Below are 23,967 nucleotides of genomic sequence, written 5' to 3' on the forward strand. Positions count from 1 at the left end.
AGTCCCTGGCCTTACTGTGATTCCGGTAATGCCCTTTGCGGCGGTACGTGAAAGCGTATCGCCGCTTTTTTCGTGCGCGGGCTAGAATCGCGCCATGACCGATTCTTCCCCGCTCACCGGGCTCGCCCCCGTCATCGCGCCTGATACCCGCATCCTCATCCTGGGCAGCTTCCCGGGCGCCGCATCGCTCGCCGCCCAGCAGTACTACGCGCACCCGCGCAACCAGTTCTGGAAACTGGTCGGCGCCCTGGTCGGCGAAGATCTCTATTCGTTGCCGTATGCGGAGCGCCTGCCGCGCGTCATCGCGCACCGCTTCGGCCTGTGGGACGTACTGGCCGCATGCGAGCGCGAAGGCAGTCTCGATTCCGCGATCCGCAACCCGGCGGCCAACGACTTCGAACGGCTGCACCGGTTGTGTCCCGAGCTGGAGACGGTCGGGTTCAATGGGCAGACGTCGGGCAAGTTTGCGCCGCAATTTGCGGAGCAGGGCTATCGGACCGTCGTACTGCCGTCATCGTCGCCAGCGCACATGGCGCTGACGTTCGAGCAGAAGCTGGCAATCTGGAGGCAGTTGCTCGGTCATTAAATGGTTCAGCGGGAACCGCGCTTGCTCCAGAACTGGCCGGAATAATTGCCGCATGAAGCAAGCTGCACGCGTCCGCTGCCATCGTTGACGATGTCCAGGCATTTGGCCAGGCCCGTGAACTGGTTCCACAAACGCACGCCCTGGCCGGGGCCTGTCTGATCCATGTGCCACTGCTGGCCCGTCACGTTGGCGCAGGACGCCATGTGCACCTGGTCGTTGCTGCCGTCATTGACCACGTCCAGGCACATGTCCGCGCCAGTAAAGCGTGTCCGCAGACGCACAAAGCTGCTCCCGGCGTCCGGCACGATTTCCCACGTCTGGCCCGAATAGGGGCCGCAGCGAGTCATGCGCAACTGATCATGGTCACCCGCGTTGACGATATCGAGGCAGTTGGTGCGCCCGGTAAAGTCGGTGTGCAGGGTCACGGTGGACGGGTTTGCGCTGACGCCTTGGGAAACGGCAGCGAGCAAGAGGGGCAGCAGTCGGCGCATTGTTTTCTCCTTTATTGCCACAAGCGTAACACGACAGTTTCTTGCAATTTATTAACTTTTTAGGGATTTTGCCCCTTTTTTTTCACAGCAACGTCCCCATATCGGTTCCATCCCCGTTCACGGCGCCACGAACCAGGCCGGCGCCGCTTTTCCCGACCCAGCAGGCAATGCGTGACCAGCGTCCCGAGGATGACGCTGCGATAGCTATTTCGCTATCCCGGGCGCATGCCGTACGAAGGGGCAGGGGCTACATCGAAAGGAAAACCATGAAAGAAGAGCTGATCGAAATGAATGGCAAGGTCACCGAAGTGCTGCCGGAGATGCGTTTCCGCGTGGACCTTGAGAACGGTCACCGGTTGGTCGCGTACACGTCCGGCCGGATGAAGAAGAACCACATCCGCATCATTGCCGGCGACCGCGTCACGCTGGAGATGTCGCCGTATGACCTGAACAAGGGCCGCATCGTGTTCCGCCATCTCGAAACCCGCGGCAACTTCACGCCGTCGGCTGCGCGCCAGCGCCGCCGCTGATCGACAACGATCCATCGAACGGCCGCGCAATTGCGCGGCCGTTTTGCTTTCTCAGTACAGCCGCACGCTGTTCGCGCTCTGGCGCCGCAAATGCGCCAGCTTGGCCGAGTACAGCTGGCGATTGTCGGACTTCGTGCTCGTGTCGATCGCCAGCGCAAGCTGTTCGCGCGCTTCTTTTGCCTCGCCCAGCTGCAGCAGCGTCACCGCCAGCCAGAAGTGGAATTCGTCGTAGTAGGGCGCGCGCTTGACCTCGCGTTCGAACAGCTTGCGCGCACCGTCGTAGTCGCCTGCCTTGAGCGCCACCATGCCCTTGTCGAAGTACTGGAACGGCGGGACCGGTTCGATGCTGGCCACGCGCCGCGCCATCTCGGCCGCTTCGGCCGTCCGGCCCGTCGCGGCCAGCAGGGGGCCCAGGTTCTGCATCACGACGACGCTTTCCGGCTCGCGTTCGAGGGCCGTGCGCAAGGCCCGTTCGGCCATGACGAGATCGCCGTGGCGCTGGTAGATGACGCCCAGCGTGTTGTAGGCGATCGCGCTCGGCGGATTGGTCGCCACCGCCGCGCGCGCCCACCAGTAGGCGTCGTCGACCTTGCCCTGCACGAGGGATTCGGCGGCGCGGTTGTTGAGGTACAGCGCGATGATGTCTTCTTCTTCCAGCTGGCGCGTGTGGAAGCGGCTCGCTTCCGGCGGCGGCAGGAAGTCGACGACCAGTTCGCGTTCCGACGTCTCGTCGTACAGCAGGCCGTTGCGCTTGCGGTGGCCGAGCGCGATGTTGACGTGCGAGGAGACGAGGTAGATGCCGCCGTCGCGGCTCCAGGTCTCGTCCGCGAGCACGCTGCGGAAGCGCACCGTCATGCCCAGCTCGCGCGCGAAGGCGGCCGTCATGACGACGAGCGACAGGCAGTTGCCGGCGCGCGCCTCGTACGTTTCGGCGGCCGTGCGGGTGCGGCTGGCATCGTATTCGAGTTTCAGGTCGGTCTTGCTGTACAGCGCGTCGATCAGGCCCCGTTCCAGTCCCTTGCCGCGCAGATGCGCTTCGAAGGCGGGACTGTGCAGGTACGCCTGCATGGCGGGGGTCAGCGTGAACAGGTTCTGCGCGCCGATGGGTTCGGACGGCGGCTTGAACGACGCGTCGGCGAACAGCGGCGGCGGGGCGTTCAGTTGCGGTGTGCTGGCGCAGCCGCCAAGCAACAAGGGTAATACCAGCAGCAGGGACGCCAGGCGGTTCATGTCTCCTCCTCGGCCGGCGATTCGTCGATTCTCATTCTTATGAATGAAGTATCTGCCGGTCCGGGGCGGAAGTAAAGACGCGCTACTGGTCGTCGTGGAAGGCTTCGTGCAGCTCGTCGAGGAGCTCGGCCGTTTCCTCGTCGGAGAGGCCCAGGTAGGCGAGCGCCCGCGCGCCGCCCTTGTTCCATTCGAGCGATTCGGCGTCGCCCTGGTATTTGCGGATCGCACTTTCGGCCAGCAGCGACAGCGCCACGAGCGAGCGCACCGCCGGCGCCGTGTCGGCGTCGTCCAGCACCGCGTAATCGTGGTGGTGCAGGATGGACCAGGAGACGTCCTCCGACAGCCCCCAGTTGCGCGCCAGCAGGGTGCCGATGGCCGTGTGGCTCGTGTTGTGGCGTTCTTCTTCCAGCGCTGTGAACGGGCGTTCCGTCTCCAGCGACGCGGCGGCGTAGGTGGCGGCGTAGTCGGGGAAGCGGTCCATCAGCAGCGGCACGCCGGTGTCGCAGAACAGGCCGAAAGTGTGCGCCACGTCCGCCTCGCCGATGCGCAGGCGGCGCGACAGGAACACCATCGCCTCGGCGCGGCGGCTCGACACTTCCCAGAAGCTGGCCAGCGCGGCGCCGTTGGCCGGAATCGCCTGGCGCGCGAGCAACCCGGTCATCAGGGACGCAACCTGGTTAATGCCCAGGAACAGGATTGCCTGCTCGATCGACTTGGCCTTGCGCCGGCCGCCGAAGATGGATGAATTGGCAAGTTTCAGCAGCGCGCCCGACATGCCGACGTCGCTGGCGACGATGCGGCCGATGGCGGCCGGGCTCGGATCTTCCGAGCCGAGTTCCCGTTGCAGGTCGGCGAGCAGGCTGGGCCGCGGCGGAATCCGGATCGACTTGATCAGGGCGTCGACGGGATCCTCGGCGACGGCGCTCGGGCGCGCAAGGGCGGCTGCTGTACTCATGACGGGAAGGGAACACAATGATGCTGCACGGAAATCCATGCGAAGTTTGTCACTATAAACCAGTGCCATTGAAGTTGCAGCAAAGTATTGCTTTTGTGTAGCAAAACCGACAGTGCGACCTGTCAAATCTTAACAATATAGAATTGCCCCATGTCCTCAACCATCCTCGCCGGCATTGATTTTCTAGCACCTTCGCACCTGGTCGCACGCCAGCTGATCGGCGTCACGGTGCTCGTCGACGGCGTCGGCGGCCGCATCGTCGAGACGGAGGCCTATGACGGCGAAGATCCCGCCTCGCACAGCTATTCCGGCCCGACCGACCGCAACTTCGCCATGTTCGGACCGCCGGCCCACGCCTACGTCTACCGCTCCTACGGCATCCACTGGTGCCTGAACTTCGTCTGCCGGGAAGAGGGCCATGGCGCCGGGGTGCTGATCCGCGCGCTCGAACCCGTGACAGGCATCGACACGATGGTCGAGCGGCGCGGCACGCGCGACCACTGGCTGCTGTGTTCCGGACCCGGCAAGCTGTGCCAGGCGCTGGGCGTGACGCGCGCACTGAACGGCCAGTCGCTGGCCGCGCCGCCGTTCGAACTGGCGCCGGCACCCCAAGGCATCGAGGTGGTCAGCGGGCCGCGCATCGGGATATCGAAAGCCGTCGACGTGCCCTGGCGGTTCGGCCTGGCCGGATCGCGCTGGGTCAGCAAGCCGTTCCGCTGAACGGTCAGCGGCCGTTGGCGGCACGCGCTCGCGCACCGTTTGCCTGCGTCCGGGGCGCTTCTTCTTCGTCTTCCGTTGCGTGATGCGCGAGCGCAGGCCGGCCGCGCATCGGGCTGTCCGGCGCGCGCCGCTCGATCGGGCCCGGTGCCGCGTCGTCCTGAGCATCCTCGATGCGGAAGATAGCCACGGCGCGCGCCAGGTTGACGGTCTGCTCGTGCAGGCTGGCCGCCGCCGCCGCGGCCTGCTCGACGAGTGCGGCGTTCTGCTGCGTCATGTCGTCCATCTGGCCGACGGCGCGATTCACGTCGGCGATGCCGTCGGCCTGTTCGCTGCTGGCGGCGCTGATGCGGTTGATGATGTCGTTCACCTGCTGCACCGACGCGACCACGCTGCCCATGCTGGATCCGGCTTCGTTGACGGACGCGCTGCCGTTGTCGATGATCGCCACCGAATCGGCGATCAGCGCCTTGATCTCCTTGGCCGCGGACGCGGAGCGCTGCGCCAGCGTACGCACTTCGCTGGCCACGACGGCGAAGCCGCGTCCCTGTTCGCCGGCGCGCGCCGCTTCCACGGCCGCGTTCAGCGCGAGGATGTTGGTCTGGAACGCGATGCCGTCGATGACGCCGGTGATCTCGACGATCTTGCGCGAGCTGGCGCGGATCGATTCCATCGTGGCGACGGCGCGGTCGACTGCCTGGCCGCCGCGCGCTGCCAGCCGCGCCGCCTCGGCCGCGAGTTCCGTCGCCAGGCGGGCGTTGTCGGCATTGCCTTTCACGGCCTGGGTCAGCGTCTCCATCGCGCTCGCGGTCTGCTGCAGGGAACCGGCCTGCAGCTCGGTGCGGGTCGACAGGTCCAGGTTGCCGCTGGCGATTTCCTTCGATGCCGTGTCGATCGACCGCACGGAATCGAGCACGCTGCGCAAGGTCGTGTTCAGGTTGGCGATGGTCTGGTCGAGCGCGCGCGCCGTGTCGGCGATTTCGTCGCGGCCGTCGTTGTGGGCGCTCGCGCACAGGCGGCCTTCGGCCAGCTCGCCCATGACGGCCGAGATGGTCCCGATGTCGCGCAGCATGGCGCGGCGCACGAACATCGTGACGGCCAGCGACGCGGCGATCGACAGCAGCACCAGCATGGCCATCCACGTGCCCAGGTTGTGGAATTCCGTGCGCGCGGCGGCATAGGCCTGTTCGCTGAGCGTCTTTTCCAGCGTGGCCAGTTGGGCCAGCTGCTGGTTCAGCACCATGAATTCCTTTTCCGCTTTCTGCATCGAGTTGGTGGCGATCGACTGGTCAACCTGCGCCATCTCGATGGTCTCCTGCACCGCCTTGCGGTAGGCGGCCAGCGCGGCCAGCGACGCGTCGACCGGCTTGCGTTCCGCGCCTTCGGTCGTGCGTGCGAGTTCCTGCAACTGCGCCTGCACGGCGGCGTGGCGCTTGCCGATGTCGGCGATCAGCGCATCGAGGCGGTTCTTGGCGAAGCTGCCGTTGATCCAGGCCAGCAGCTGATAAGCGTTCGCGTGGACGTACTTGGCGTCGCCCGCCACGTCGGCCACGTTTTTCAGGCGCGCCGCGCGGACCTGCACCATGTTTTCCAGCGACGCGTTCTGGCGCACCATCCCGTACCAGGCGGCACCGGACAGCATCAAGAGCAGCACCAGCACCATGCCGGGCGCCAGCAGCAGCTTGGGACCGATCCTCAGTTTTTTCAGCATGTTGCGCTCCCGCGTAAAAAAAGAACGCGGGCATGCCGCCCGCTCGAACAACGAACGCGGGCATGCCGCCCGCGCGCATGACCTATTGCTTCTTGTAGAGCCCGGCCTCGAGCACGACACCGTCGACGAGCAGGATGTACGTCGTCTTCGGTTCGATCTTGCCCGTGGTCGGATTCTTGTACTGGTAGTCGACCCAGCCCTTGCCCTTGGCGGCGGCCAGTTCGATGATCTCGCGGCGGTATTTCTTGCCGTTCGCATCGGGCACGTCCGTCAAGTCCTTGCCGACGATCGACGGGTTGTACGGATGGGCCAGCACGATGCCGGTCTTGACGTCGCGCATGTCGATGTACAGCGAGCCCTGGACGAAGTCCGGATCCTTGGCCGTGATGCGTTTCATGACTTCTTCCTTGCCCTTGGCCTTGACCATCGCGGCGCCGCGCTCGGCCATGGCGATCGCATCTTTCTCGGTCGGTTCGGCCGCCAGCGCGCCGGCGCAGGACAGGGTCAGGGCGGTAGCGACTACGGTTGCGGTCAGCTTCATAGGATGTCCTTTCGGGAAGGGAAAAAAGATAGGTCTGAATGTTGCCTATTTGCATTTCGTACTCTACGCCGCGGCCCCAGACGGGCTGTTGTGCTAACGCAAGTGGCGTCCGATGTGCGGCCGCAAGGCGAACGCTGATCTTCCGCAGTGCATGTGGAAATTAGTGATAAACGGCATTCGAACTTGACTCGGGGCAATTCTGGGTTCATGGCGCCTCTCTACCATCGGTTCCTGTCGGCAATTATTTCCATGCGTCACCTTTTGCTGCCACCAACCACTTCCCTCAGGAGAAATCCCGTGACCCTCGACGCAACCCCCGCCAAGTTCAAGCCCTATACCCGCCAGTCGATCCAGAACGCCCGCCAATGGCAATGGCTGAGCCCCGACCTGCAGGAAGCGGTGCAGGTGGTCTCCCATGTGCTGCCCTTCCGCACGAACGAATACGTGATGGAGCAGCTGATCGACTGGAGCAACGTGCCTGACGATCCGATCTACCGCCTGACGTTCCCGCACCGCGACATGCTGCCGGCGCGCGAATACGAGCAGTTGCGCGACCTCGTGCTCGTCAGGAAGGACGATGCCGCCATCGCAAAGCTCGTGCACGACATCCGCATGCGCATGAACCCGCACCCGGCGGGGCAGATGACGCACAACGTGCCGCGCGTGAACGATGCGCCGCTCAAGGGCCTGCAGCACAAGTACAAGGAAACGGTGCTGTTCTTCCCCAGCGCGGGCCAGACGTGCCACGCCTATTGCACCTTCTGCTTCCGCTGGCCGCAGTTCGTGGGCATGGAAGAGATGAAGTTCGATGCGCGCGAGTCCACGGAACTGGTATCCTACCTGGCCACGCATCCGGACGTGACGGATGTCCTGATCACGGGCGGCGATCCGATGATCATGAATACGCGCTCGCTGGCCGAATTCATCGAACCGCTGCTGGCGCCCGAACTGGCACATATCCAGAACATCCGCATCGGCACCAAGTCGGTCGCGTACTGGCCGCAGCGCTATGTGTCGGACAAGGACAGCGACGACCTGATGCGCCTGTTCGAAAAAGTCGTCAACGCCGGCAAGAACCTCGCGCTGATGGGGCATTACAACCACGCCGTCGAGTTGCGCCAGCCGGTGGCCCAGCAGGCCGTCAAGCGCATCGTCGGCACCGGCGCCACGTTGCGCATGCAGGGCCCGCTGATCCGCCACATCAACGAAGACCCGAACAGCTGGGCCGAGCTGTGGACGACGGGCGTGCGCCTGGGTGCGATCCCTTATTACATGTTCGTCGAACGGGACACGGGGCCGCGCGAGTACTTCGCGCTGCCGCTGGCGCGCGCGCACGAGATCTTCCAGGCCGCGTACAGCATGGTGTCGGGCCTGTCGCGCACCGTGCGCGGGCCGTCGATGAGCGCATTTCCGGGCAAGGTCGTGATCGACGGCGTCGTTACCATCAACGGCGAAAAGCTGTTCGCGCTGCAGTTCCTGCAGGCGCGCAATCCGGACTGGGTGCGCCGGCCGTTCTTCGCGAAATACGATCCCGACGCCACCTGGCTCGATCACCTGAAGCCCGCGTTCGGCCGCAAGAAGTTCTTCTTCGAGGGCGGCGAGGACGACCACGACGCCGTTGGCGCGGCGGGCCGGGTGATCCCGATCCAGGCTGTCAACGCGCACGACCGGCGCGCCAGCGACAGTCAACCCGACGCGGCCTGACCCGCAGGAGATGTCCATGGAAACCGACCAGAGCGAGTCGCGCCTCAACGGGGTGGCAGTGTTTTTCTACGTGTTCCTGCCGTTCGCGCTGGGGCATTACCTGTCGTCGCTGCTGCGCAACGTGAACGCCGTGCTGGCGCCGCATCTGGTCGGCGCGCTCGCGCTGACGCCGGGCCAGCTCGGCCTCCTCACCAGCGCGTTCTTCTTCGCGTTCGCCCTCGTGCAGCTGCCGGTCGGGATCGCGCTCGACCGCTACGGCCCGCGCAAGGTGCAGGTGATCCTGTTGATGCTGGCGGCGACGGGCGCGCTGCTGTTCGCCACCGGCCGTTCGTTCGGCCAGCTGGTGCTGGCGCGCGCCGTCATCGGCTGCGGCCTGGGCGGGTGCTTCATGTCGGCCGTGAAGGCGATCGCCACGTGGATCTCGCCCAAGCGCCTGCCGTCCGTGCAGGGTTATCTGATCGCCGTGGGCGGGCTGGGTGCGGCCTCAAGCACCATGCCGGTACGGATGCTGCTGCAGCACGTCGACTGGCGCGGCCTGTTCATGCTGCTGGCACTGCTCACGGCCTGCAGCGGCCTGCTGATCTGGCTCATCACGCCCAGGTCGAAGGCACCCGGCGGCGCACTGCCGACCGTGCGCTCGGTGCTGGACGTGTACCGAGCGCCCGCGTTCCGCGCGACGATCTCGCTGGTGCTCGTGCCGCATGCGATCTTCTTCGGCATCCAGGGCCTGTGGATCGGACGCTGGCTGTCCGACGTGGCCCGTTTTCCCGACGCCGCCGTCGCCTACCTGCTGTACATGGGCATGGCATCGGTGATCTTCGGCGCCATCGCCGTCGGCATGATCACGGAGTGGGCGGGCCGGCGCGGCATCGAGGCGCTGGACGTGGCCGCCGTCGGCGTGTTTCTCTTCATCCTCGTGCAGGCGGCGATCGTATTCAACTGGCGTCCCAGCCTGCAGTTGCTGTCGGTGCTGTTCACGCTCGTGGGGACGATCACCGGCATCGAATATGCGATCGTGGCCCAGAGCCTGCCGCGCACGCTGACGGGGCGCGCCGCCACCTGCCTGAATCTCCTGATCTTCATCGGCGCGTTCCTCGTGCAGGCAGGGTTCGGGCTGATCGTCGGCCTGTGGCGTCCGGATGCCGCCGGCCACTTCCCGGCGCTCGCCTACCGCGTCGCGTTCGGCGTGCTGGTGGCGCTGCAGATGCCTGGCCTGCTCGGGTACTTCCACGACTTCCTTCGGCGCCGTCAAGTAAAATGCGGCATCGTTATGCTCACCCAGAAGGAAGACTATGAGATTGGTACGTTACGGTCGCCCCGGTAAGGAAAAACCGGGCCTGTTCGACGAGGAAGGCCGCCTGCGCGACCTGTCCGGCGTGATCGAGGACATCGATGCGTCGGTGCTGTCGGAAAAGGCGTTGCGCAAGCTCGCCAAGGTCGACTGGAAAACGCTGCCGGTCGTGCGCGGCAATCCCCGCTTCGGCGTGCCGGTCAAGGGCATCGGCAAGTTCATCGGCATCGGCATGAATTACTCCGACCACGCGGCCGAAGTCGGGGCGCCGATCCCGAAGGAACCGATCATGTTCATGAAGGCGACGTCCTGCCTGAACGGCCCGGACGATCCCATCCAGCTGCCGAAAGGCTCCAAGAAGACCGACTGGGAAGTCGAGCTGGGCGTCGTCATCGGCACGCGCGCGCAGTACGTCGACGAGAAGGATGCGCTGAAATACGTGGCCGGCTATTGCGTCGTCAACGACGTCTCGGAACGCGCCTACCAGTTCGAACTCGGTTCGCAGTGGGATAAAGGCAAAGGCTGCGACACGTTCGGCCCTGTCGGCCCGTTCCTCGTCACGAAGGACGAGATCTTCGACGTGCAGGACCTCGACCTGTACCTCGACCTGAACGGCAAGCGCGTGCAGACCGGAAATACGTCGAAGATGATCTTCACGGTGGCGCAAATCGTCAGCTACCTGTCGCGCTTCATGACCCTGGAGCCGGGCGACATCATCACCACGGGCACGCCGCCGGGCGTGGGCCTCGGCCGCAGCCCGCAGCGCTTCCTCAAGAAGGGCGACAAGCTGCGCCTCGGGATCGCGGGGCTGGGCGAGCAGCAGCAGGAAGTGCTCGCGTATCCCAAGGCCTGATCCGCGCAGGGTGGCGATGATTACGTCGCCACCTGCTTCAACGCCTGTTCCACCGACGCCTTCAGCCGTCCCACGATCTCGCCCAGATCGCCCTGCGTGACGACGAACGGCGGTGCCAGCAGCACATGATCGCCGTGCCGGCCATCGATCGTGCCGCCCATCGGATACACCAGCAACCCGTTCTCCATCGCGCGCGCCTTGATCGCCGCGTGCAGTTTCAGCTCCGGTGCGAACGGCGTCTTGTCGGCGCGCTCGCGCACCAGCTCCAGTGCCAGGAACAGCCCGCGGCCGCGGATGTCGCCCACGTGCGGGTGGTCTTCGAATTCCTCGTCCAGCATGGCCCGCAGCTGGGCGCCGCGCAGGCGCACCTGCGTGAGCAGGTCGTCGCGCTCGATCACCTGCTGGACGGCGAGGGCCGCGGCTGCCGCCACCGGATGCCCGATGTAGGTGTGCCCGTGCAGGAAAGCGCCGCTGCCGGCGCGCAGGCGTTCGATGATGGCGCCGTTCACGAGCACCGCGCCGATCGGCTGGTAGCCCGCGCCCAGGCCTTTCGCCACGGCGATCAGGTCGGGCGCGACGCCGTCCTGCTCGATCGCGTACATCGTGCCCGTGCGGCCCATCCCGCACATCACTTCGTCGGCGATGAACAGGATGCCGTACTTGTCGCACAGCGCGCGCACGCCGCGGAAGTAGCCGGGCGTGGGCGGGATCGCGCCGCCGGTCGCACCCACGACGGGTTCGGCGCAGAACGCGATCACGCGGTCGGGGCCGGCCTGCAGGATCGCCGCTTCCAGTTCGTCCAGCAGCATCGCCGTGTACTGGTCGACGGTCTGGTCCTCGGCCCGGCCGCGGTATTCGTAGCAGGCCGATACCCGCTCGACGTCGATCAGCAGCGGCGCGAACGGCTGGCGCCGCCATTCGTTGCCGCCCACGGCCAGCGCGCCCAGCGTATTCCCGTGGTAGCTCTGGCGCCGGGCGATGAACAGCGAGCGTTTGGATTCTCCGCCTTCGACGAAGTACTGGCGCGCGAGCTTGAGCGCCGTCTCCATCGCTTCGGACCCGCCCGACACGAGGTACACGCCCTCGATGCCGGCCGGCGCGTTCGCCACCAGGCGGTCGGCCAGCTGCTCCGCCACTTCGGTCGTGAAGAACGCGGTGTGGGCGTAGGCGCACTGGTCGATCTGGCGGTGCATGGCCGCGATCACGTCGGGATGGCCATGTCCGAGCGACGACACCGCCGCGCCGCCGCTGGCGTCGAGGTAGCTGCGGCCGTGGCTGTCGTACAGGTAGACGCCCGCGCCGCCGACCGCGACGGGCGGCGTCTGGCGCAGGCTGCGATGCAGGATTCGCGTCATTCAAAGCTCCCCAAAGGTTGACGATTGACAAGGATTGAAAATAAGCGGGAACCGTCCGGATTCTTTTGATTTTTGCCTCAAGGCATGCGAATATTTTCGTCATGACAGACCGCCTCCGCCCAATTCCGCCGGAAGACTGGACCGACGCCCAGCGCGCCGCAGCCCAGGAGATCGTCAATGGTCCGCGCGGTGCGCTGTACGGCCCGTTCGTGCCGCTGCTGCGCAGTCCCGAACTGATGGGGCATGCGCAGCGGGTCGGAGAGTACCTGCGGTACCGCAGTGCCATCGGCGTGCGCCTGTCGGAGCTGGCGATCCTCGTCACGGCGCGCGAATGGGACCAGCAGGTCGAGTGGGCGATCCACGCGCCGATCGCGCAGCAGGTGGGCGTTCCGCCGGACGTTGTCCAGGCCATCGCGCGGCGCGAGCGGCCGGCCGCGCTGCTCGTCGACGAAGCGGTAGTCTACGACTTCTGCATTGAACTGCACCGCCACAAGCGCGTGTCGGACCGCGTCTACGACGACGCGCTCGCGCTGTTCGGCGAGCAGGGCGTCGTCGACCTGATGGGCGTGAACGGCTACTACACCTTCCTCGCCATGGTGATGAACACGGCGCGCACGGAAGCGCCGGCGTCGAGTGCAGCGCCGCTGCCCGACTAGCTCGTCGGCGTCAAGCCGCGCCCGTCGCGGCGCGGCGGCCGTCCGTCGCATGGCCCCGCGCGCCGATCGCGCCGACGGCATAGTGATGGCTCCCAACCACGCGTGAAAGACAAGCCGATGAAACCCCATTACATCCTCGCCGCTGCGGCGGCCGCCACCACCGTCCTCGCGCTGGCCGCGACGCCCGCGCCGTTGCCGCCGAGCTGGCACGTGACCGGTGCGAATCCCGACAAGTTCACGGCCGGCGTCGATACGTCGCCGGAAGGGCGCGGGGCCAAGTTCTTGCGCAGTAAGACGAACGATCCCAAGGCGTGGGCAGCCCTGGTCCAACCTGTCCAGGCGCAGCGCTACCTCGGCCAGCGCGTGCGGTTCCGCGCGCGCCTGCGTACCGAGGCGATGAGCGACTGGGCGGGATTGTGGATGCGTGTCGATACGCATGAAGGCAAGTCGATCGCCTTTTATAACACCAAGAGCCAGCCGGTCAAGGGCACTACCGGCTGGCAGGAGCGCAGCATCGTGCTGGATGTTCCGGACAACGCGGCGCTGATCGTGTTCGGCGCCATCGGCGGCGGCACGGGCCAGGTGTGGATGGAGCCGGTCGCGTTCGAGACCGTCGGCCGCGAGGTCCCGGTCGACCGGATGCCGCCGGATGCCGCCATCCCGACCGCGCCGACCCTCTGAGCGAATCGATGACCGACGACGACTGCGCCCGCGCCATCCGCCGCCTGTACGGCTGCTCATGGCGCCAGGGGCTGCTCAGCCTCCTGTGCCTGGCGCTCGTCGCGGGCGGCACGCTGCTCCTCCAGCGCCATGCCTTGTTCGCCCTGTTCGTTGCGATCGTGGTGCCCGGTTTCGTCGCTTGCGCGTCGTTGCTGCTGACCGCGCGCCGGCTCGGCTGGACCGGCGCCACGGTGTTGCTGTTGTTCGCGACCGGCGCCGCCGCGTGGGCCGTGCTGCCGGCATATCAAGGCGTGCTCGCGGCATGGGACGTCCACGCGCTGCCCGACCAGCAACTGCTGGCCTGCGTCTTGGGCGTGAACGTGACCGTCCTCGGCCTGCCCTTGTGGTTCGCCCGCACCCGCGCCCACGCGCAGCAACTGGCCGACCTGCGCAACGCGGCGCTCGCGGCCGAACTGAAAGCGCTGCAGGCGCAGGTCGAACCGCACTTCCTGTACAACACGCTCGCCAACACGCGCTACCTGGCACGGCACCAGCCGCCGCGCGCCGTCGAGATGCTCGAACACCTGATCGCCTACCTGCATAGCGCGCTGCCGGACATGCGCAGCCAGGCGTCGACCCTCGGCCGCGAATTCGAACTGGCCGGCCACTATCTGGCGCTGATGGCGATCCGCTTCGGCGAGCGCCTGCAATACCGGCTCGATTGCCCGCCCGCGCTGGCGGCCGTCTCCATGCCGCCGCTGCTCCTGATGACGCTCGTCGAGAACGCCGTGCGCCACGGCCTCGAGCCGAAGCCGGGCACCGTGCGTATCGCCGTGACGGCTGTGCGCGACGGCGACGTGCTGACCATCGTCGTCGCCGACGACGGCGCGGGGATCGGAGAGGCGACGCTGGGCAGCGGCGTCGGCCTGCGCAACCTGCGCCAGCGCCTGCAAGCACTGTATGGCATGCGCGCCGGCTTCGTCCTGCGCCGTGGCGACGGCGGCCTGACGGAAGCGGTGCTGACGCTGCCCGCGGCGGCAAGCGTGGAGCTGGCGGCATGACGGCCCCCCGCATCCTCGTTGCCGACGACGAACCGCTGCTGCGCGCGGAACTCGTCGAGGCCCTCGAACGGTTGTGGCCCGAGGCGCAGATCGCGGCCGCGCAGGACGGCATCGAGGCGCTGCGCCAGGGCCGTGAATGGATGCCGGACGTGGCCTTCCTCGACATCCGCATGCCGGGCCTGGACGGCCTGGAAGTGGCGCGTGTGTTCGGCGCACGGACCCACGTCGTGTTCGTGACGGCCTACGGCGAACATGCGCTGGCCGCGTTCGACGAAGGGGCCGTGGATTATGTGGTCAAGCCGATCGCGCTGGAACGCGTCGCGCGCGCGGTCGAGCGCGTGCGCGCGCGCCTCGCGTCACCGCCGCCGGACCTCACACATCTCGTGTCCCGGTTGCAGCCCACGCCCAAAGCGCCGGCCTGGTTGCAGGCCACGGTCGGCAACACGATCCACTTCATCGACCTGGCCGACGTCGTGTATTTCTGCGCCGATGCCAAGTACACGCGCGTGGTGACGGACGGGTTGGAAGCCCATATCCGTCTGAGCCTGAAGGAGCTGACCGATTCGCTCGACCCGGACGCGTTCTGGCAGATCCACCGCGGCTACATGGTCGCCGTGCGCCGCATCGCGAGCGCCGCGCGCGCCGAAGATGGCGCCCTCTGGGTGCACCTGCGCGGGCATCCCGCGCGCCTCCCTGTCAGCCAGCGCTTCCAATATCTGTTCCGCGGCATGTAGCCGCGTCATCCAACAAGGAGACACCATGAATCGCAACCTGTTGCGGGCGGCCGTTTGCGCCCTGTCGTTTGTCGCGGCCTGCGCCGCCAGCGCCGCGGAGACCATGACCCTGGCACTGGCGCGCGACGTGACCACGCGGACCATCGAACTGGTCGAGAGCAAGGGCATGTATCCGCTGCGGCAGGAAGACTATGCGCAGGCGAAGCGGCGTTTGCTGGCGTTCGTCGACGGCAAGGCGCAGGACGTCGACCGGGCCGACCTGTATGCGCGCATCAACGGCCTGCTCGCCACGCTGGACACCGACAAACACTCTTTCGTGATGCCGCCCGTGGCGCCGGGACAGTTCACCGGCGCCGCGCCGGCCGGGCCGCGTGTGCCGATGTTCCAGCTCGTCGCGACGACCCGCGGCACGGTGTTGCGCTTCGTGCCTCCGCCCATCACCACCTCCGCGCCCGAGGCCATGTCGGCCTACGTGCAAGGCGTGTACGACGAGGCGGCTGCGCTTCACGGTAGCCGTGCGGCCTGCGCCCTCGTCGTCGACCTGAGTGAACAGACGGGCGGCAACGGCTGGCCGCCGCTCATCGCGATGTACCCGCTGTTCGGCGACGCGAACAAGGCTCGCTGGGTGGAGCGCGACGGCAACGCGATTCCGCTGGTACACCGCGGCTATCTCGAATCGAAGGCCGGCCGCGATGCGCCCGGCCACGTGAATCCGTTCGTCTCCTTCGCGACGGGTCCGCTGGCCGTGCTGGTCGGCGCCCGTACGGCAAGCGCCGGCGAGATGCTGCTCGTCGCGTTGATGGGGGAGACAAGGGTGCGGACGTTCGGGCAAACGTCGGCCGGGATGTCGACGGCAAACATGACGTACACACTGCCGGACGGCGCGCTGTTCGTGTTGACGCAGGCGCGCTCCGCGCTGGTCGACGGCCCGGTCTTCCGGGGCGGCATCGCGCCCATGCAGCCCGCTCCGAATGGCGAGCCGGTGGAAGCGTCGCTCAGGACGGCCGCGGAATGGGCTGCCGCCAATTCGCCGCGCTGCCGGCCCGAGTAAGCTCGCTTACGCCAGCGCTTCCTTCGCGGCCTGTTCCGGCGTGAGGCCTTCGTAGAACATGTCGGTGAACCACTCGACCTGTTCCTCGATGTGTTCCTGCGCCTGCTTCTGCGTGGCGCCGCCGGCGACGAGGTGATGTTCGACCTCGATGCACCAGTGAATCAGCGCCAGCGTCTCGTCGTCGAGTTCCTCTTTCTTTGCCATGATTCAGCCCAGTACTTTCTTCAGCCACGCGGAGATGTGCTGGACTTCTTCCAGGCACAGCGTGTGCTGCATTGCGTATTCGTGCCATTCGAGCTGGTAGCCCAGCGAGACGAGCAGGTCGCGCGACGCTTCCGCGCGGTTGAACGGCACCACGTTGTCGTAGCGGCCGTGCGCCATGAAGATCGGCGTGGACTTGCTGGCGTCGGTGCGTTCGGTCGCCACGTTGGCCGACAGCGGCACGTAGCCGGACAGGCACAGCAGGCCGGCCAGCGGTTCCGGATGGCGCAGGCCCGTCTGGATGGTCATCGCGCAGCCCTGCGAGAAGCCGGCCAGGATGATGCGCGATGCGGGAATGCCGCGTGCCTTCTCGCGCTCGATGAAGGCTTCGATGTCCTTCTGCGAGGCGCGCAGGCCGTTCTCATCCTCGCGCCGTCCGAGCTCCAGGCCCGTGATGTCGTACCAGGAACGCATCACGTAGCCATTGTTGATGGTCACCGGCATCGTGTTCGCGTGCGGGAAGATGAAGCGGATGCCGGGCAGGCCGGTCAGATCCAGTTCGCGCACCATCGGCACAAAGTCGTTGCCGTCCGCACCCAGGCCGTGCATCCAGATGATGGCGATGTCCGGGTTGTCGTTGGTCTCGATCTGGATGTGTTCGAGCAGGTCGCTCATGCGGTGTCCTTGTGTCGTTGCGCCGATTTCGGCCGGAAGGCCTTGCAGACGGCCGGGTCGGTTTCGGCGTATGGGCCGCCGATCAGGTCGATGCAGTACGGGACGGCTGCGAAGATGCCGCCGACGATGCTATTGCCGTCCGCACCCTTCAAACCTTCCAGCGTTTCCTTGATCGACTTCGGCTGGCCCGGCAGGTTCATGATCAGCGCGGCGTGGTCCGTGGTTTCGCGGATCACGGCCGTCTGGCGCGACAGGATCGCGGTCGGCACGAAGTGCAGGCTGATCTGGCGCATCTGCTCGCCGAAGCCGGGCATCTCCTTCGTGCCCACGGCGACGGTTGCTTCCGGCGTGACGTCGCGCCGGGCAGGGCCCGTGCCGCCCGTCGTCAGGACGAGGTGGCAGCGAACCGTGTCGACCAGCTCGACGAGCGTCTGCTCGATGCTGGCGCGGTCGTCCGGGATCAGGCGCGTCTCGACGCGGAACGGCGTCACGAGCGCGGCTTCCAGCCACTCGCGCAGCGCGGGAATGCCCTTGTCCTCGTAGACGCCGCCGCTGGCGCGGTCCGAGACCGACACCAGACCGACGACCAGCTCTTCGACTTTATTGTCCAGACTCATCGTCTTCGTCTTCCTCGACGTCGCCCTCATCGGCGGCAGCTTTCGGCGCCTTGGCCAGGTCCTTCAGGATCTGGAAGATTTCGCGGTAGGCCTTGGGCGGCTTGTTCTCCGCCTGTTCCTTGCGCGCATTGCGGATCAGGGTGCGCAGGTGCTGCACGTCCAGGTCCGGGTGTTCTTCCAGCAGCTGGGTGAGGGCCTTGTCGTCGGCCAGCAGCTTGTCGCGGCGGCGCTCCAGTGCGTGCAGCGCGGCCGCTTCGGCCTTGGAGGTGCCTTTCCAGCTTTCGATGGTGCGCTGGATGACGGCGACCTCTTCCTCGTCGAGCGAGCGCATCAACTTGCCCACGAACTGCAGCTGGCGGCGCCGGCCTTCGTGGTTGGTGATGGTCTGGCACATGAGGATGGCGTCGCGGACTTCGTCCGGCATCGGGACGCGCTTCACGCGATCGCGCGGCGCCTCGATGAGCTGTTCGCCGAGCTTCTGCAGCTCGTTACTCTGGCGCTTGAGTTCGGACTTGGAAGGCCGGTCGTATTCCTGGTCGAACTCGTCGGAGCGGAAGCCGACGGAGCCGCGGTTGGCATTTGGCATGATGATCTAGATTCGGTCTGGCGCACGGCCGGCCGGTAAAAACAGTAAACGGCTGCTATGATAACTGTTTTAGGGCTCGCTACGAAAAACGCACATGACCGACTCCGTCTTCACCCATACCCAGGATCAGCTCAAGCAGCTTGCACAGGACGTGCTTGCCATTGCAAAAGAAACGGGCGCCAGCGATGCGTCGGTCGAGATCAGCGAGGGTAGCGGGCTGGCGGTGACGGTCCGCAAGGGCCAGATCGAGACCATCGAGCAGAACAAGGACAAGGGCATCGGCGTGACCGTCTACAGCGGCAAGCGTCGCGGCCATGCCAGTACGTCCGACTTCTCGCGCGATTCGCTGCGCGCCACCGTCGAGGCGGCGTACAACATCGCCCGCTTCACGGCCGAGGACCCGGCCGCCGGCCTGCCGGATGCCGACCTGCTGGAAACCAACCCGCGCGACCTGCGCCTGTGTTACCCATGGGACATCAGCGCCGAGGACGCCGTGGTCATTGCCCAGCGCTGCGAGGCGGCCGCGTTCGCCGTCGACAAGCGCGTCACCAACAGCGAGGGCGCGAGCGTCTACGTGCAGCAGTCGCACTTCGTGGCGGCCAACTCGCTCGGCTTCTGCGCCGGCTATCCGTTCTCGCGCCACACGCTGTCCGTCGCACCGATCGCGGGCAAGGGCGCCAACATGCAGCGCGACGACTGGTATTCGTCGGCGCGCGATCCCAAGAAACTGGGCGATCCGGAAAAGATCGGCCGCTACGCCGCCGAACGCGCCCTCGCGCGCCTGAACGCGCGCAAGCTCGACACCCGCACGTGCCCCGTGCTGTTCGAGGCGCCGCTGGCCGCCGGCCTGCTGGGCGCGTTCGTCCAGGCAACCTCGGGCGGCGCCCTGTACCGTAAATCGAGCTTCCTGCTCGATTCGCTGGGCAGCAGCATCTTCCCGTCGCACATCCAGATCGTCGAAGACCCGCACCTGATCGGCGGCGTGGGCTCGGCCCCGTTCGACGAAGAGGGCGTGCGCACCCAGCGTCGCAAGGTCGTCAGCGACGGCGTGCTGCAGGGCTATTTCTTGTCGTCGTATTCGGCCCGCAAGCTGGGCATGCAGACGACGGGCAACGCGGGCGGCTCGCACAACCTGGAAATCATCTCCAAGGACACGAAGATCGCCGACGATTTCGAGGGCATGCTGCGCAAGATGGGCACCGGCCTGCTCGTCACGGAACTGATGGGACAGGGCACGAACTACGTCACGGGCGATTACTCGCGCGGCGCGTCCGGCTACTGGGTCGAGAACGGCGTGATCCAGTACCCGGTCGAGGAAATCACCATCGCGGGCAATATGAAGGACATGTTCCAGGCGATCGTCGGCATCGGCAACGACGTGCTGACGCGCGGGAACAAGTCGACCGGCTCGATCCTGATCGAGAAAATGGTCATCGCGGGCAACTGATTTCACATTTCTCGACAGTTCGCGACAATCTATTGCAAAAACCATATTGACTATATGTTACATTGACGACTTTCGGTTTCAAGGGAGACGTCATGGCAACATTCCAGGCTTTCGGCCCGTATCTCGACCTGATCGGCAGCACGGCCGTGCAATGGAAACTCATCTCGACCGCGTCCGGCAGCGTCACGCTGGAAAACGGGCTCCAGCAACTGAGCATCCAGGGTAACTTCGCGATCGGACCGGCCGGCGAGGTGAGCGGCACCGCGACCTCCGTACTCCTGACCCAGACAGGCTACTCCGGCCTCCCCGTGTTCCAGGGGACGGACCTGACCATCGATGCCGGGCAATTCGTGGCCACGGTCCTCAAGGCCACCACCGACACCCAGATCTACGCGGCGCTGCTGGCCGGCTCCGACACCATCGTCGGCAGCGCCAGCAAGGATCTCCTGCAAGGCTTCGCGGGCAGCGATATCATCCGCGCCGGCGGCGGCGACGACCGCATCGGCGCCGATGCGGGCAGCGACGTGATCGACGGCGGCGCCGGTTTCGACGCCGTCATCTACAAGGGTGCCTACGCCAACTACCGGATCGAGCGCACGGACGACGGGTGGACGATCGCGGACCAGAAGGGCACGGGCGGCAGCGACACCCTGAAGAACGTCGAGCGCGTGTATTTCACCGACAAGGACGTGGCGCTCATCACCCCGGACGACACGGGCGGCCGGATCTTCCGCATGTACCAGGCGGCGCTCGACCGCAAGCCGGACGAGGCGGGGCTGGATTACTGGACGCACCAGATCGATGCGGGGGGCGCAACGCTGGCGACGATCGCCGACGCCTTCATCAAGTCGGCGGAGTACAGACAGCTGTATGGTACCGGTCTGTCCAACCGCGACCTCGTGGGCAAGTATTACGAGCACATCCTGCACCGCGCGCCGGAACAGGCAGGCCTGGACTTCTGGACGGGCGTCCTGGACCGCAAGGCCGCCACCAACGCCGAGGTGCTCGCCGCCATCAGCGAGAGCAAGGAAAACGTGGACCTGAGCGTGCAGCTGATCGGCAGCGGCCTCGTGTTCGATACGCCCATCATGACCGTCTGACGCGCGCTCGCACGCGTTATTCGGGTTCCTGCAATAATGTGCAGATACGCATTTTTGAAAGGAACCCGATGGACATTCTTGCCGCCGCCCGCAAGCGCTACACCGCCAAGGCCTATGACCCGACCCGCCGTGTCCCCGAAGAGACGATGCAGCAGATCTACGAAGTGCTGCGCAACAGCCCGTCGTCGGTGAACTCGCAGCCCTGGCACTTCATCGTCGCCAGCACGCCGGAAGCGAAGGCGCGCCTGGCCAAGGGCGTGCAGGGTCCGTACAGCTACAACGAAGCGAAGATCCTGAATGCGTCGCACGTGATCCTGTTCTGCACGCGCGTCGACGCCGAAGGCGGCCACCTGGAGCGCCTGCTCGAGCAGGAACAGCGTGATGGCCGCTTCAAGGACGATGCCGCGAAGGCGGGCCAGGCCAAGGGCCGCCAGGGCTACGTCAACCTGCACCGCTACACGCTGAAGGACCTGCCGCAGTGGTTCGAGAAGCAGGCCTATATCGCGCTGGGCAACGCCATGCTGGCAGCGAGCACGCTGGGCGTGGACACGACCCCGATGGAAGGCCTCGACCCGGCCGCGCTGGACGCTGAGCTGGGCCTGCACGAACAGGGCCTGTCCAGCCTCGTCCTGCTGAGCTTCGGCTACCACGCCGACAGCGATTTCAACGCGTCTCTGCCGAAATCGCGTCTCACGCAGGAACAGGTGTTCACCTTCCTGTAAGCGTTACTTCCCCAGCCGGCGCACGGCCTGCAGCACCGGCTGCAGCACCGCGGCGCCGAGGCGCGCGCTGCGGGCGCCGTCCCAGCCGACCTGCGGATCCGGGTCGTTGGCGTTGTCCTTGAACGGCAGTTCCAGGGTCAGCGACAGGCAGCCGAATGCGTGCGTCACGTACGGCGAACCCATCGTCAGCACCTCGTCCGTGTACGGCTCCTTCGGGTAGCCGTGGACATCCTGGAAGTCCGGGCTGGCGATCATGAAGGCGTCCGAGAATGCCTTCTGCGCGGCGGCCTGTTCCGCCGAGAAGGTCGGCAGGGCATCGCTGCCGGCGATGAAGACGTAGGGCAGGCCCTCGTCGCCATGCACGTCGAGGAACAGGTCGACGCCCGTCTCTTCCATCTTCTTGCGGACCAGGAAGACTTCCGGGCTGCGTTCCAGCGACGGATTCAGCCACTCGCGGTTCAGGTTGGCGCCGGCCGCGTTCGTGCGCAGGTTGCCGCGCACGGACCCGTCCGGGTTCATGTTCGGCACGACATAGAACACGGTCTCTTTCAGCAACTGGCGGCCGAACGGGTGGGCCGGGTCGAGCAGGGCGTCGAGCATGCCTTCGACGAACCACTCGGCCATCGTCTCGCCCGGGTGCTGGCGCGCGATGACCCACACCTTCTTCTTGTTCGCCGCCTCGTCGCCGATGACGAGCAGGTTCAGGTCGCGGCCGTCGACGGTCGAGCCGAGGTCCAGCATGCGCACGTGTTCGGACAGCTGGGCGCGGTCGAGCAGCTCCAGGTGCCGTTCCCATGAATACGGTTCGAAATAGGCGTAATAGACACTGTCCATGGCGGGCGTGTGCTCGATGGTGAGCACCTGGCCGTCGAAGCCGGTCGGCACGCGGAACCAGTTCACGCGGTCGTAGCTGGCCATCGCGTGATAGTCTTCCCAGCCCTTCGGATACGCGGACTTGCCGGCGTTGAGCAGGCGGATCGTGCACGGCTGCGCCTGCGCGCCCTGCAGGCGGAAGTAGAACCACTGGGTGATGTCGGCGTGGGAGTCCTTGCGGATGTTCAGGTCGATGGCGTTGGCGCTCGTGGCGTTCACGACCTCGATGGCGCCAGCGTCGAACTGGGTGCTGATCTTGATAGACATGGTGCGTCCTGTTGTTGTTGGGTGTGAGGCGGCATGATACCGCTTAAAGGATGATGCCGAATGGTTTGCTACTGTTCCCGCTTGGCCTCATCGAGGGGGAGGGAACATGATGACTATCCGTGTGGCGCGTCCGGAAATCACGAGCATCGACCGGCGCGGCTTCTGGCTGCGCTGCCGCGACGAAGAGCTGTACGTGCCGTTCGCGCTGTTCCCCTGGTTCGAGCACGCCACCGTGGCGCAGCTGTGCCATATCCAGCAATGGGGCGGGGAATGCCTGTACTGGCCCGGGCTCGACCTGGAACTGGCGCTGGACCGCATCCGTCATCCGATGGCGGCGGCGCAGTTCGCATTGGATTGCTGATCAGCCCAGTCCGCCGAACCGCTCGGCCAGTCCCGCATCCGCCTCCTGCGCTGCCGCATCTTCGCGCCGCAGCACGTCCATCAGATGCCGCTCGGCCGGTGCCCACACCAGGCGGTAGATCGCCTGCGCGAGCGCATAGGCCTCCGACCCCGGCCACGGCTGCGGCAGCAGCGCGAGCGGCAGCATCGGATCGTGCAGCTGGACGCGGCGGTACGCATGGATCAGCAGGGTGCGCACGACGAAGGCCTGCTGCGGATCCGGCGCCGGTTCGGCGCGGAGCAGGTCGAGCAGCGGCGTGAATGCCTCGATGAAGCGGCGGTAGCCGGCCACGACGGCGGACAAGTCCCACCCTTCGCGCACCAGTTCGGCCAGCGGACGCGCGCCGACACCCGGCAGTTCCGTCGCGGCGCACACGAAGATCCTGCCGCCGCCGTCCACGCGCCGCAGCACCTCGGCCACGCCGTCCGGGTCCGCCGCCGGATGCGCCAGCAGGCCGGGCGCCAGCATCGCAAACCCTTCCCATTCGAGCTCCTTGCGCACGGCCGCGCGCAAGGCACTGTCGATGCTGCCGTTGGGCGCCAGCAGCAGGGTCCAGCGGCCGTCCCAGTCGACACCGGGCGGCGCGTAGATGCGGCGGTTGGCGCGCGCGAAGCGGGGCGCGGCGTCGGGCTGCAGCGCATAACTGCTGCGCCGGCCTTCACGGTTCGCGACCAGCCAGCCTTCCTGCACGAGACGGAACACGCTCGTGCGCACGAGCCGGTCCGTGACGCCGAGCGGCGCCACCAGCTCGATCAGGCTGCCCAGCCACAGGCGGCCGCCGTGCGGCGCGATGGCGTCGCCGAAGATCGTCATCACGAGGGATTTGGAACGCGGCGGGTCGGTCTCGAGGAAGTGGTTGATCCACTGTTGGCTGCTGGGCTGGGTCATGGCGGCGATTTTACCCGGTCTCAATATGATTCAAAATTTCGCTATACATCGCTATTCTTGTATCG

27 protein-coding genes are annotated in these 23,967 nt (G+C 66.3%); 15 read left to right on the forward strand and 12 right to left on the reverse strand.

Annotation, left to right across the window (positions count from 1 at the left end):
• Positions 1–94 precede the first annotated feature (94 nt).
• Positions 95–586, forward strand: a complete 492-nt coding sequence (locus P0M04_RS12295) for a DNA-deoxyinosine glycosylase (RefSeq protein WP_259450748.1) — start codon at positions 95–97, stop codon at positions 584–586.
• 5 nt (positions 587–591) lie between these two features.
• On the opposite strand, the gene P0M04_RS12300 is transcribed toward P0M04_RS12295, so the two are convergent.
• Positions 592–1,077, reverse strand: coding sequence for an RICIN domain-containing protein (locus P0M04_RS12300; protein WP_259450749.1), 486 nt, complete (start codon positions 1,075–1,077; stop codon positions 592–594).
• A gap of 266 nt (positions 1,078–1,343) precedes the next feature.
• On the opposite strand from P0M04_RS12300, the gene infA reads away from it, so the two are divergent.
• Positions 1,344–1,607 carry a translation initiation factor IF-1 gene (gene infA / locus P0M04_RS12305; protein WP_259450750.1) on the forward strand — a complete coding sequence of 88 codons (264 nt, stop codon included), beginning with the start codon at positions 1,344–1,346 and terminating at the stop codon, positions 1,605–1,607.
• 51 nt (positions 1,608–1,658) lie between these two features.
• On the opposite strand, the gene P0M04_RS12310 is transcribed toward infA, so the two are convergent.
• Both P0M04_RS12310 and P0M04_RS12315 read right to left on the reverse strand, forming a co-directional pair.
• Positions 1,659–2,837, reverse strand: coding sequence for a tetratricopeptide repeat protein (locus P0M04_RS12310; protein WP_259450751.1), 1,179 nt, complete (start codon positions 2,835–2,837; stop codon positions 1,659–1,661).
• 82 nt (positions 2,838–2,919) lie between these two features.
• A complete protein-coding gene (locus tag P0M04_RS12315; RefSeq protein ID WP_259450752.1) occupies positions 2,920–3,792 on the reverse strand; it encodes an HDOD domain-containing protein in 873 nt (290 codons plus the stop codon).
• Positions 3,793–3,942: 150 nt separating this feature from the next.
• Between P0M04_RS12315 and P0M04_RS12320 the strand changes: the two genes are divergently transcribed.
• The gene (locus P0M04_RS12320) at positions 3,943–4,512 is read left to right on the forward strand and encodes a DNA-3-methyladenine glycosylase (protein WP_259450753.1); all 570 of its coding nucleotides are present in this window, start codon (positions 3,943–3,945) and stop codon (positions 4,510–4,512) included.
• Positions 4,513–4,516: 4 nt separating this feature from the next.
• Here P0M04_RS12320 and P0M04_RS12325 read toward each other — a convergent pair whose 3' ends face one another.
• Complete coding sequence (locus tag P0M04_RS12325) at positions 4,517–6,220, reverse strand: methyl-accepting chemotaxis protein (protein WP_259450754.1); 1,704 nt, start codon at positions 6,218–6,220, stop codon at positions 4,517–4,519.
• 82 nt (positions 6,221–6,302) lie between these two features.
• A complete protein-coding gene (locus tag P0M04_RS12330; RefSeq protein ID WP_036240497.1) occupies positions 6,303–6,761 on the reverse strand; it encodes a cache domain-containing protein in 459 nt (152 codons plus the stop codon).
• A gap of 297 nt (positions 6,762–7,058) precedes the next feature.
• On the opposite strand from P0M04_RS12330, the gene P0M04_RS12335 reads away from it, so the two are divergent.
• Genes P0M04_RS12335 through P0M04_RS12345 form a run of 3 tightly spaced genes read left to right on the forward strand, consistent with a single transcriptional unit; the run spans position 7,059 to position 10,609 of the window.
• On the forward strand, positions 7,059–8,465 hold the full coding sequence (locus tag P0M04_RS12335) for a KamA family radical SAM protein (RefSeq protein WP_259450755.1): 1,407 nt from the start codon (positions 7,059–7,061) through the stop codon (positions 8,463–8,465).
• Positions 8,466–8,481: 16 nt separating this feature from the next.
• Entirely contained in the window at positions 8,482–9,789 is a 1,308-nt protein-coding gene (locus P0M04_RS12340; protein WP_371877352.1) for an MFS transporter, read from the forward strand.
• On the forward strand, positions 9,758–10,609 hold the full coding sequence (locus tag P0M04_RS12345; protein WP_259450757.1) for a fumarylacetoacetate hydrolase family protein: 852 nt from the start codon (positions 9,758–9,760) through the stop codon (positions 10,607–10,609). Before P0M04_RS12340 ends, P0M04_RS12345 begins: the two co-directional genes overlap by 32 nt.
• A 20-nt stretch (positions 10,610–10,629) precedes the next feature.
• Here P0M04_RS12345 and P0M04_RS12350 read toward each other — a convergent pair whose 3' ends face one another.
• Positions 10,630–11,964 carry an aspartate aminotransferase family protein gene (locus P0M04_RS12350; RefSeq protein ID WP_259450758.1) on the reverse strand — a complete coding sequence of 445 codons (1,335 nt, stop codon included), beginning with the start codon at positions 11,962–11,964 and terminating at the stop codon, positions 10,630–10,632.
• 101 nt (positions 11,965–12,065) lie between these two features.
• On the opposite strand from P0M04_RS12350, the gene P0M04_RS12355 reads away from it, so the two are divergent.
• The 5 genes from P0M04_RS12355 (at position 12,066) to P0M04_RS12375 (ending at position 16,126) form a co-directional block, all read left to right on the forward strand.
• Entirely contained in the window at positions 12,066–12,620 is a 555-nt protein-coding gene (locus tag P0M04_RS12355) for a carboxymuconolactone decarboxylase family protein (RefSeq protein WP_259450759.1), read from the forward strand.
• Between the two features lie 117 nt (positions 12,621–12,737).
• On the forward strand, positions 12,738–13,301 hold the full coding sequence (locus tag P0M04_RS12360) for a transcriptional regulator (RefSeq protein ID WP_259450760.1): 564 nt from the start codon (positions 12,738–12,740) through the stop codon (positions 13,299–13,301).
• Positions 13,302–13,309: 8 nt separating this feature from the next.
• Positions 13,310–14,341, forward strand: a complete 1,032-nt coding sequence (locus P0M04_RS12365; RefSeq protein ID WP_259450761.1) for a sensor histidine kinase — start codon at positions 13,310–13,312, stop codon at positions 14,339–14,341.
• Positions 14,338–15,075 carry a LytR/AlgR family response regulator transcription factor gene (locus P0M04_RS12370; RefSeq protein ID WP_259450762.1) on the forward strand — a complete coding sequence of 246 codons (738 nt, stop codon included), beginning with the start codon at positions 14,338–14,340 and terminating at the stop codon, positions 15,073–15,075. Before P0M04_RS12365 ends, P0M04_RS12370 begins: the two co-directional genes overlap by 4 nt.
• A gap of 25 nt (positions 15,076–15,100) precedes the next feature.
• Positions 15,101–16,126 carry a S41 family peptidase gene (locus P0M04_RS12375; RefSeq protein ID WP_259450763.1) on the forward strand — a complete coding sequence of 342 codons (1,026 nt, stop codon included), beginning with the start codon at positions 15,101–15,103 and terminating at the stop codon, positions 16,124–16,126.
• 6 nt (positions 16,127–16,132) lie between these two features.
• Here P0M04_RS12375 and P0M04_RS12380 read toward each other — a convergent pair whose 3' ends face one another.
• Genes P0M04_RS12380 through yjgA form a run of 4 tightly spaced genes read right to left on the reverse strand, consistent with a single transcriptional unit; the run spans position 16,133 to position 18,205 of the window.
• Positions 16,133–16,330 carry a hypothetical protein gene (locus P0M04_RS12380; protein ID WP_259450764.1) on the reverse strand — a complete coding sequence of 66 codons (198 nt, stop codon included), beginning with the start codon at positions 16,328–16,330 and terminating at the stop codon, positions 16,133–16,135.
• 3 nt (positions 16,331–16,333) lie between these two features.
• Entirely contained in the window at positions 16,334–17,002 is a 669-nt protein-coding gene (locus tag P0M04_RS12385; RefSeq protein ID WP_259450765.1) for an alpha/beta hydrolase, read from the reverse strand.
• Positions 16,999–17,619, reverse strand: coding sequence for a molybdopterin adenylyltransferase (gene mog, locus P0M04_RS12390; RefSeq protein WP_259450766.1), 621 nt, complete (start codon positions 17,617–17,619; stop codon positions 16,999–17,001). Before mog ends, P0M04_RS12385 begins: the two co-directional genes overlap by 4 nt.
• Complete coding sequence (yjgA, locus tag P0M04_RS12395; RefSeq protein WP_259450767.1) at positions 17,603–18,205, reverse strand: ribosome biogenesis factor YjgA; 603 nt, start codon at positions 18,203–18,205, stop codon at positions 17,603–17,605. Before yjgA ends, mog begins: the two co-directional genes overlap by 17 nt.
• A 94-nt stretch (positions 18,206–18,299) precedes the next feature.
• On the opposite strand from yjgA, the gene pmbA reads away from it, so the two are divergent.
• The 3 genes from pmbA (at position 18,300) to nfsB (ending at position 21,474) form a co-directional block, all read left to right on the forward strand.
• Positions 18,300–19,652, forward strand: a complete 1,353-nt coding sequence (gene pmbA / locus P0M04_RS12400) for a metalloprotease PmbA (protein ID WP_259450768.1) — start codon at positions 18,300–18,302, stop codon at positions 19,650–19,652.
• 92 nt (positions 19,653–19,744) lie between these two features.
• Positions 19,745–20,752: a DUF4214 domain-containing protein gene (locus P0M04_RS12405; protein ID WP_259450769.1), complete on the forward strand. Its 1,008-nt coding sequence runs from the start codon at positions 19,745–19,747 to the stop codon at positions 20,750–20,752.
• A 68-nt stretch (positions 20,753–20,820) separates the two neighbouring features.
• Positions 20,821–21,474, forward strand: coding sequence for an oxygen-insensitive NAD(P)H nitroreductase (nfsB, locus tag P0M04_RS12410; RefSeq protein ID WP_259450770.1), 654 nt, complete (start codon positions 20,821–20,823; stop codon positions 21,472–21,474).
• 3 nt (positions 21,475–21,477) lie between these two features.
• On the opposite strand, the gene P0M04_RS12415 is transcribed toward nfsB, so the two are convergent.
• Positions 21,478–22,614: a M14 family metallopeptidase gene (locus tag P0M04_RS12415; RefSeq protein WP_259450771.1), complete on the reverse strand. Its 1,137-nt coding sequence runs from the start codon at positions 22,612–22,614 to the stop codon at positions 21,478–21,480.
• A 106-nt stretch (positions 22,615–22,720) separates the two neighbouring features.
• Here P0M04_RS12415 and P0M04_RS12420 point away from each other — a divergent pair, with 106 nt between their 5' ends.
• A complete protein-coding gene (locus tag P0M04_RS12420) occupies positions 22,721–22,975 on the forward strand; it encodes a DUF2442 domain-containing protein (protein WP_259450772.1) in 255 nt (84 codons plus the stop codon).
• Here the strand turns inward: P0M04_RS12420 and paaX are convergent, their stop codons facing one another.
• On the reverse strand, positions 22,976–23,902 hold the full coding sequence (paaX, locus tag P0M04_RS12425) for a phenylacetic acid degradation operon negative regulatory protein PaaX (RefSeq protein ID WP_259450773.1): 927 nt from the start codon (positions 23,900–23,902) through the stop codon (positions 22,976–22,978).
• Positions 23,903–23,967: the final 65 nt, after the last annotated feature.

Origin of the sequence: Telluria mixta (genome assembly GCF_029223865.1) — a bacterium.
GTDB lineage: Bacteria > Pseudomonadota > Gammaproteobacteria > Burkholderiales > Burkholderiaceae_D > Telluria > Telluria mixta.

Excerpts from the sequence above, each read along its gene's own strand:
- P0M04_RS12420 (WP_259450772.1), top strand. The coding sequence starts at position 22,721 with ATGATGACTATCCGTGTGGCGCGTCCGGAAATCACGAGCATCGACCGG.
- P0M04_RS12370 (WP_259450762.1), top strand. The coding sequence starts at position 14,338 with ATGACGGCCCCCCGCATCCTCGTTGCCGACGACGAACCGCTGCTGCGC.
- yjgA (WP_259450767.1), bottom strand. The coding sequence starts at position 18,205 with ATGCCAAATGCCAACCGCGGCTCCGTCGGCTTCCGCTCCGACGAGTTC.
- P0M04_RS12415 (WP_259450771.1), bottom strand. The coding sequence starts at position 22,614 with ATGTCTATCAAGATCAGCACCCAGTTCGACGCTGGCGCCATCGAGGTC.
- pmbA (WP_259450768.1), top strand. The coding sequence starts at position 18,300 with ATGACCGACTCCGTCTTCACCCATACCCAGGATCAGCTCAAGCAGCTT.
- nfsB (WP_259450770.1), top strand. The coding sequence starts at position 20,821 with ATGGACATTCTTGCCGCCGCCCGCAAGCGCTACACCGCCAAGGCCTAT.
- P0M04_RS12365 (WP_259450761.1), top strand. The coding sequence starts at position 13,310 with ATGACCGACGACGACTGCGCCCGCGCCATCCGCCGCCTGTACGGCTGC.
- P0M04_RS12350 (WP_259450758.1), bottom strand. The coding sequence starts at position 11,964 with ATGACGCGAATCCTGCATCGCAGCCTGCGCCAGACGCCGCCCGTCGCG.
- P0M04_RS12295 (WP_259450748.1), top strand. The coding sequence starts at position 95 with ATGACCGATTCTTCCCCGCTCACCGGGCTCGCCCCCGTCATCGCGCCT.
- P0M04_RS12310 (WP_259450751.1), bottom strand. The coding sequence starts at position 2,837 with ATGAACCGCCTGGCGTCCCTGCTGCTGGTATTACCCTTGTTGCTTGGC.
- P0M04_RS12360 (WP_259450760.1), top strand. The coding sequence starts at position 12,738 with ATGAAACCCCATTACATCCTCGCCGCTGCGGCGGCCGCCACCACCGTC.
- P0M04_RS12405 (WP_259450769.1), top strand. The coding sequence starts at position 19,745 with ATGGCAACATTCCAGGCTTTCGGCCCGTATCTCGACCTGATCGGCAGC.
- paaX (WP_259450773.1), bottom strand. The coding sequence starts at position 23,902 with ATGACCCAGCCCAGCAGCCAACAGTGGATCAACCACTTCCTCGAGACC.
- P0M04_RS12315 (WP_259450752.1), bottom strand. The coding sequence starts at position 3,792 with ATGAGTACAGCAGCCGCCCTTGCGCGCCCGAGCGCCGTCGCCGAGGAT.
- P0M04_RS12375 (WP_259450763.1), top strand. The coding sequence starts at position 15,101 with ATGAATCGCAACCTGTTGCGGGCGGCCGTTTGCGCCCTGTCGTTTGTC.
- P0M04_RS12330 (WP_036240497.1), bottom strand. The coding sequence starts at position 6,761 with ATGAAGCTGACCGCAACCGTAGTCGCTACCGCCCTGACCCTGTCCTGC.
- P0M04_RS12340 (WP_371877352.1), top strand. The coding sequence starts at position 8,482 with ATGGAAACCGACCAGAGCGAGTCGCGCCTCAACGGGGTGGCAGTGTTT.
- P0M04_RS12325 (WP_259450754.1), bottom strand. The coding sequence starts at position 6,220 with ATGCTGAAAAAACTGAGGATCGGTCCCAAGCTGCTGCTGGCGCCCGGC.
- P0M04_RS12320 (WP_259450753.1), top strand. The coding sequence starts at position 3,943 with ATGTCCTCAACCATCCTCGCCGGCATTGATTTTCTAGCACCTTCGCAC.
- P0M04_RS12300 (WP_259450749.1), bottom strand. The coding sequence starts at position 1,077 with ATGCGCCGACTGCTGCCCCTCTTGCTCGCTGCCGTTTCCCAAGGCGTC.
- P0M04_RS12385 (WP_259450765.1), bottom strand. The coding sequence starts at position 17,002 with ATGAGCGACCTGCTCGAACACATCCAGATCGAGACCAACGACAACCCG.
- P0M04_RS12380 (WP_259450764.1), bottom strand. The coding sequence starts at position 16,330 with ATGGCAAAGAAAGAGGAACTCGACGACGAGACGCTGGCGCTGATTCAC.
- mog (WP_259450766.1), bottom strand. The coding sequence starts at position 17,619 with ATGAGTCTGGACAATAAAGTCGAAGAGCTGGTCGTCGGTCTGGTGTCG.
- P0M04_RS12345 (WP_259450757.1), top strand. The coding sequence starts at position 9,758 with ATGAGATTGGTACGTTACGGTCGCCCCGGTAAGGAAAAACCGGGCCTG.
- P0M04_RS12355 (WP_259450759.1), top strand. The coding sequence starts at position 12,066 with ATGACAGACCGCCTCCGCCCAATTCCGCCGGAAGACTGGACCGACGCC.
- infA (WP_259450750.1), top strand. The coding sequence starts at position 1,344 with ATGAAAGAAGAGCTGATCGAAATGAATGGCAAGGTCACCGAAGTGCTG.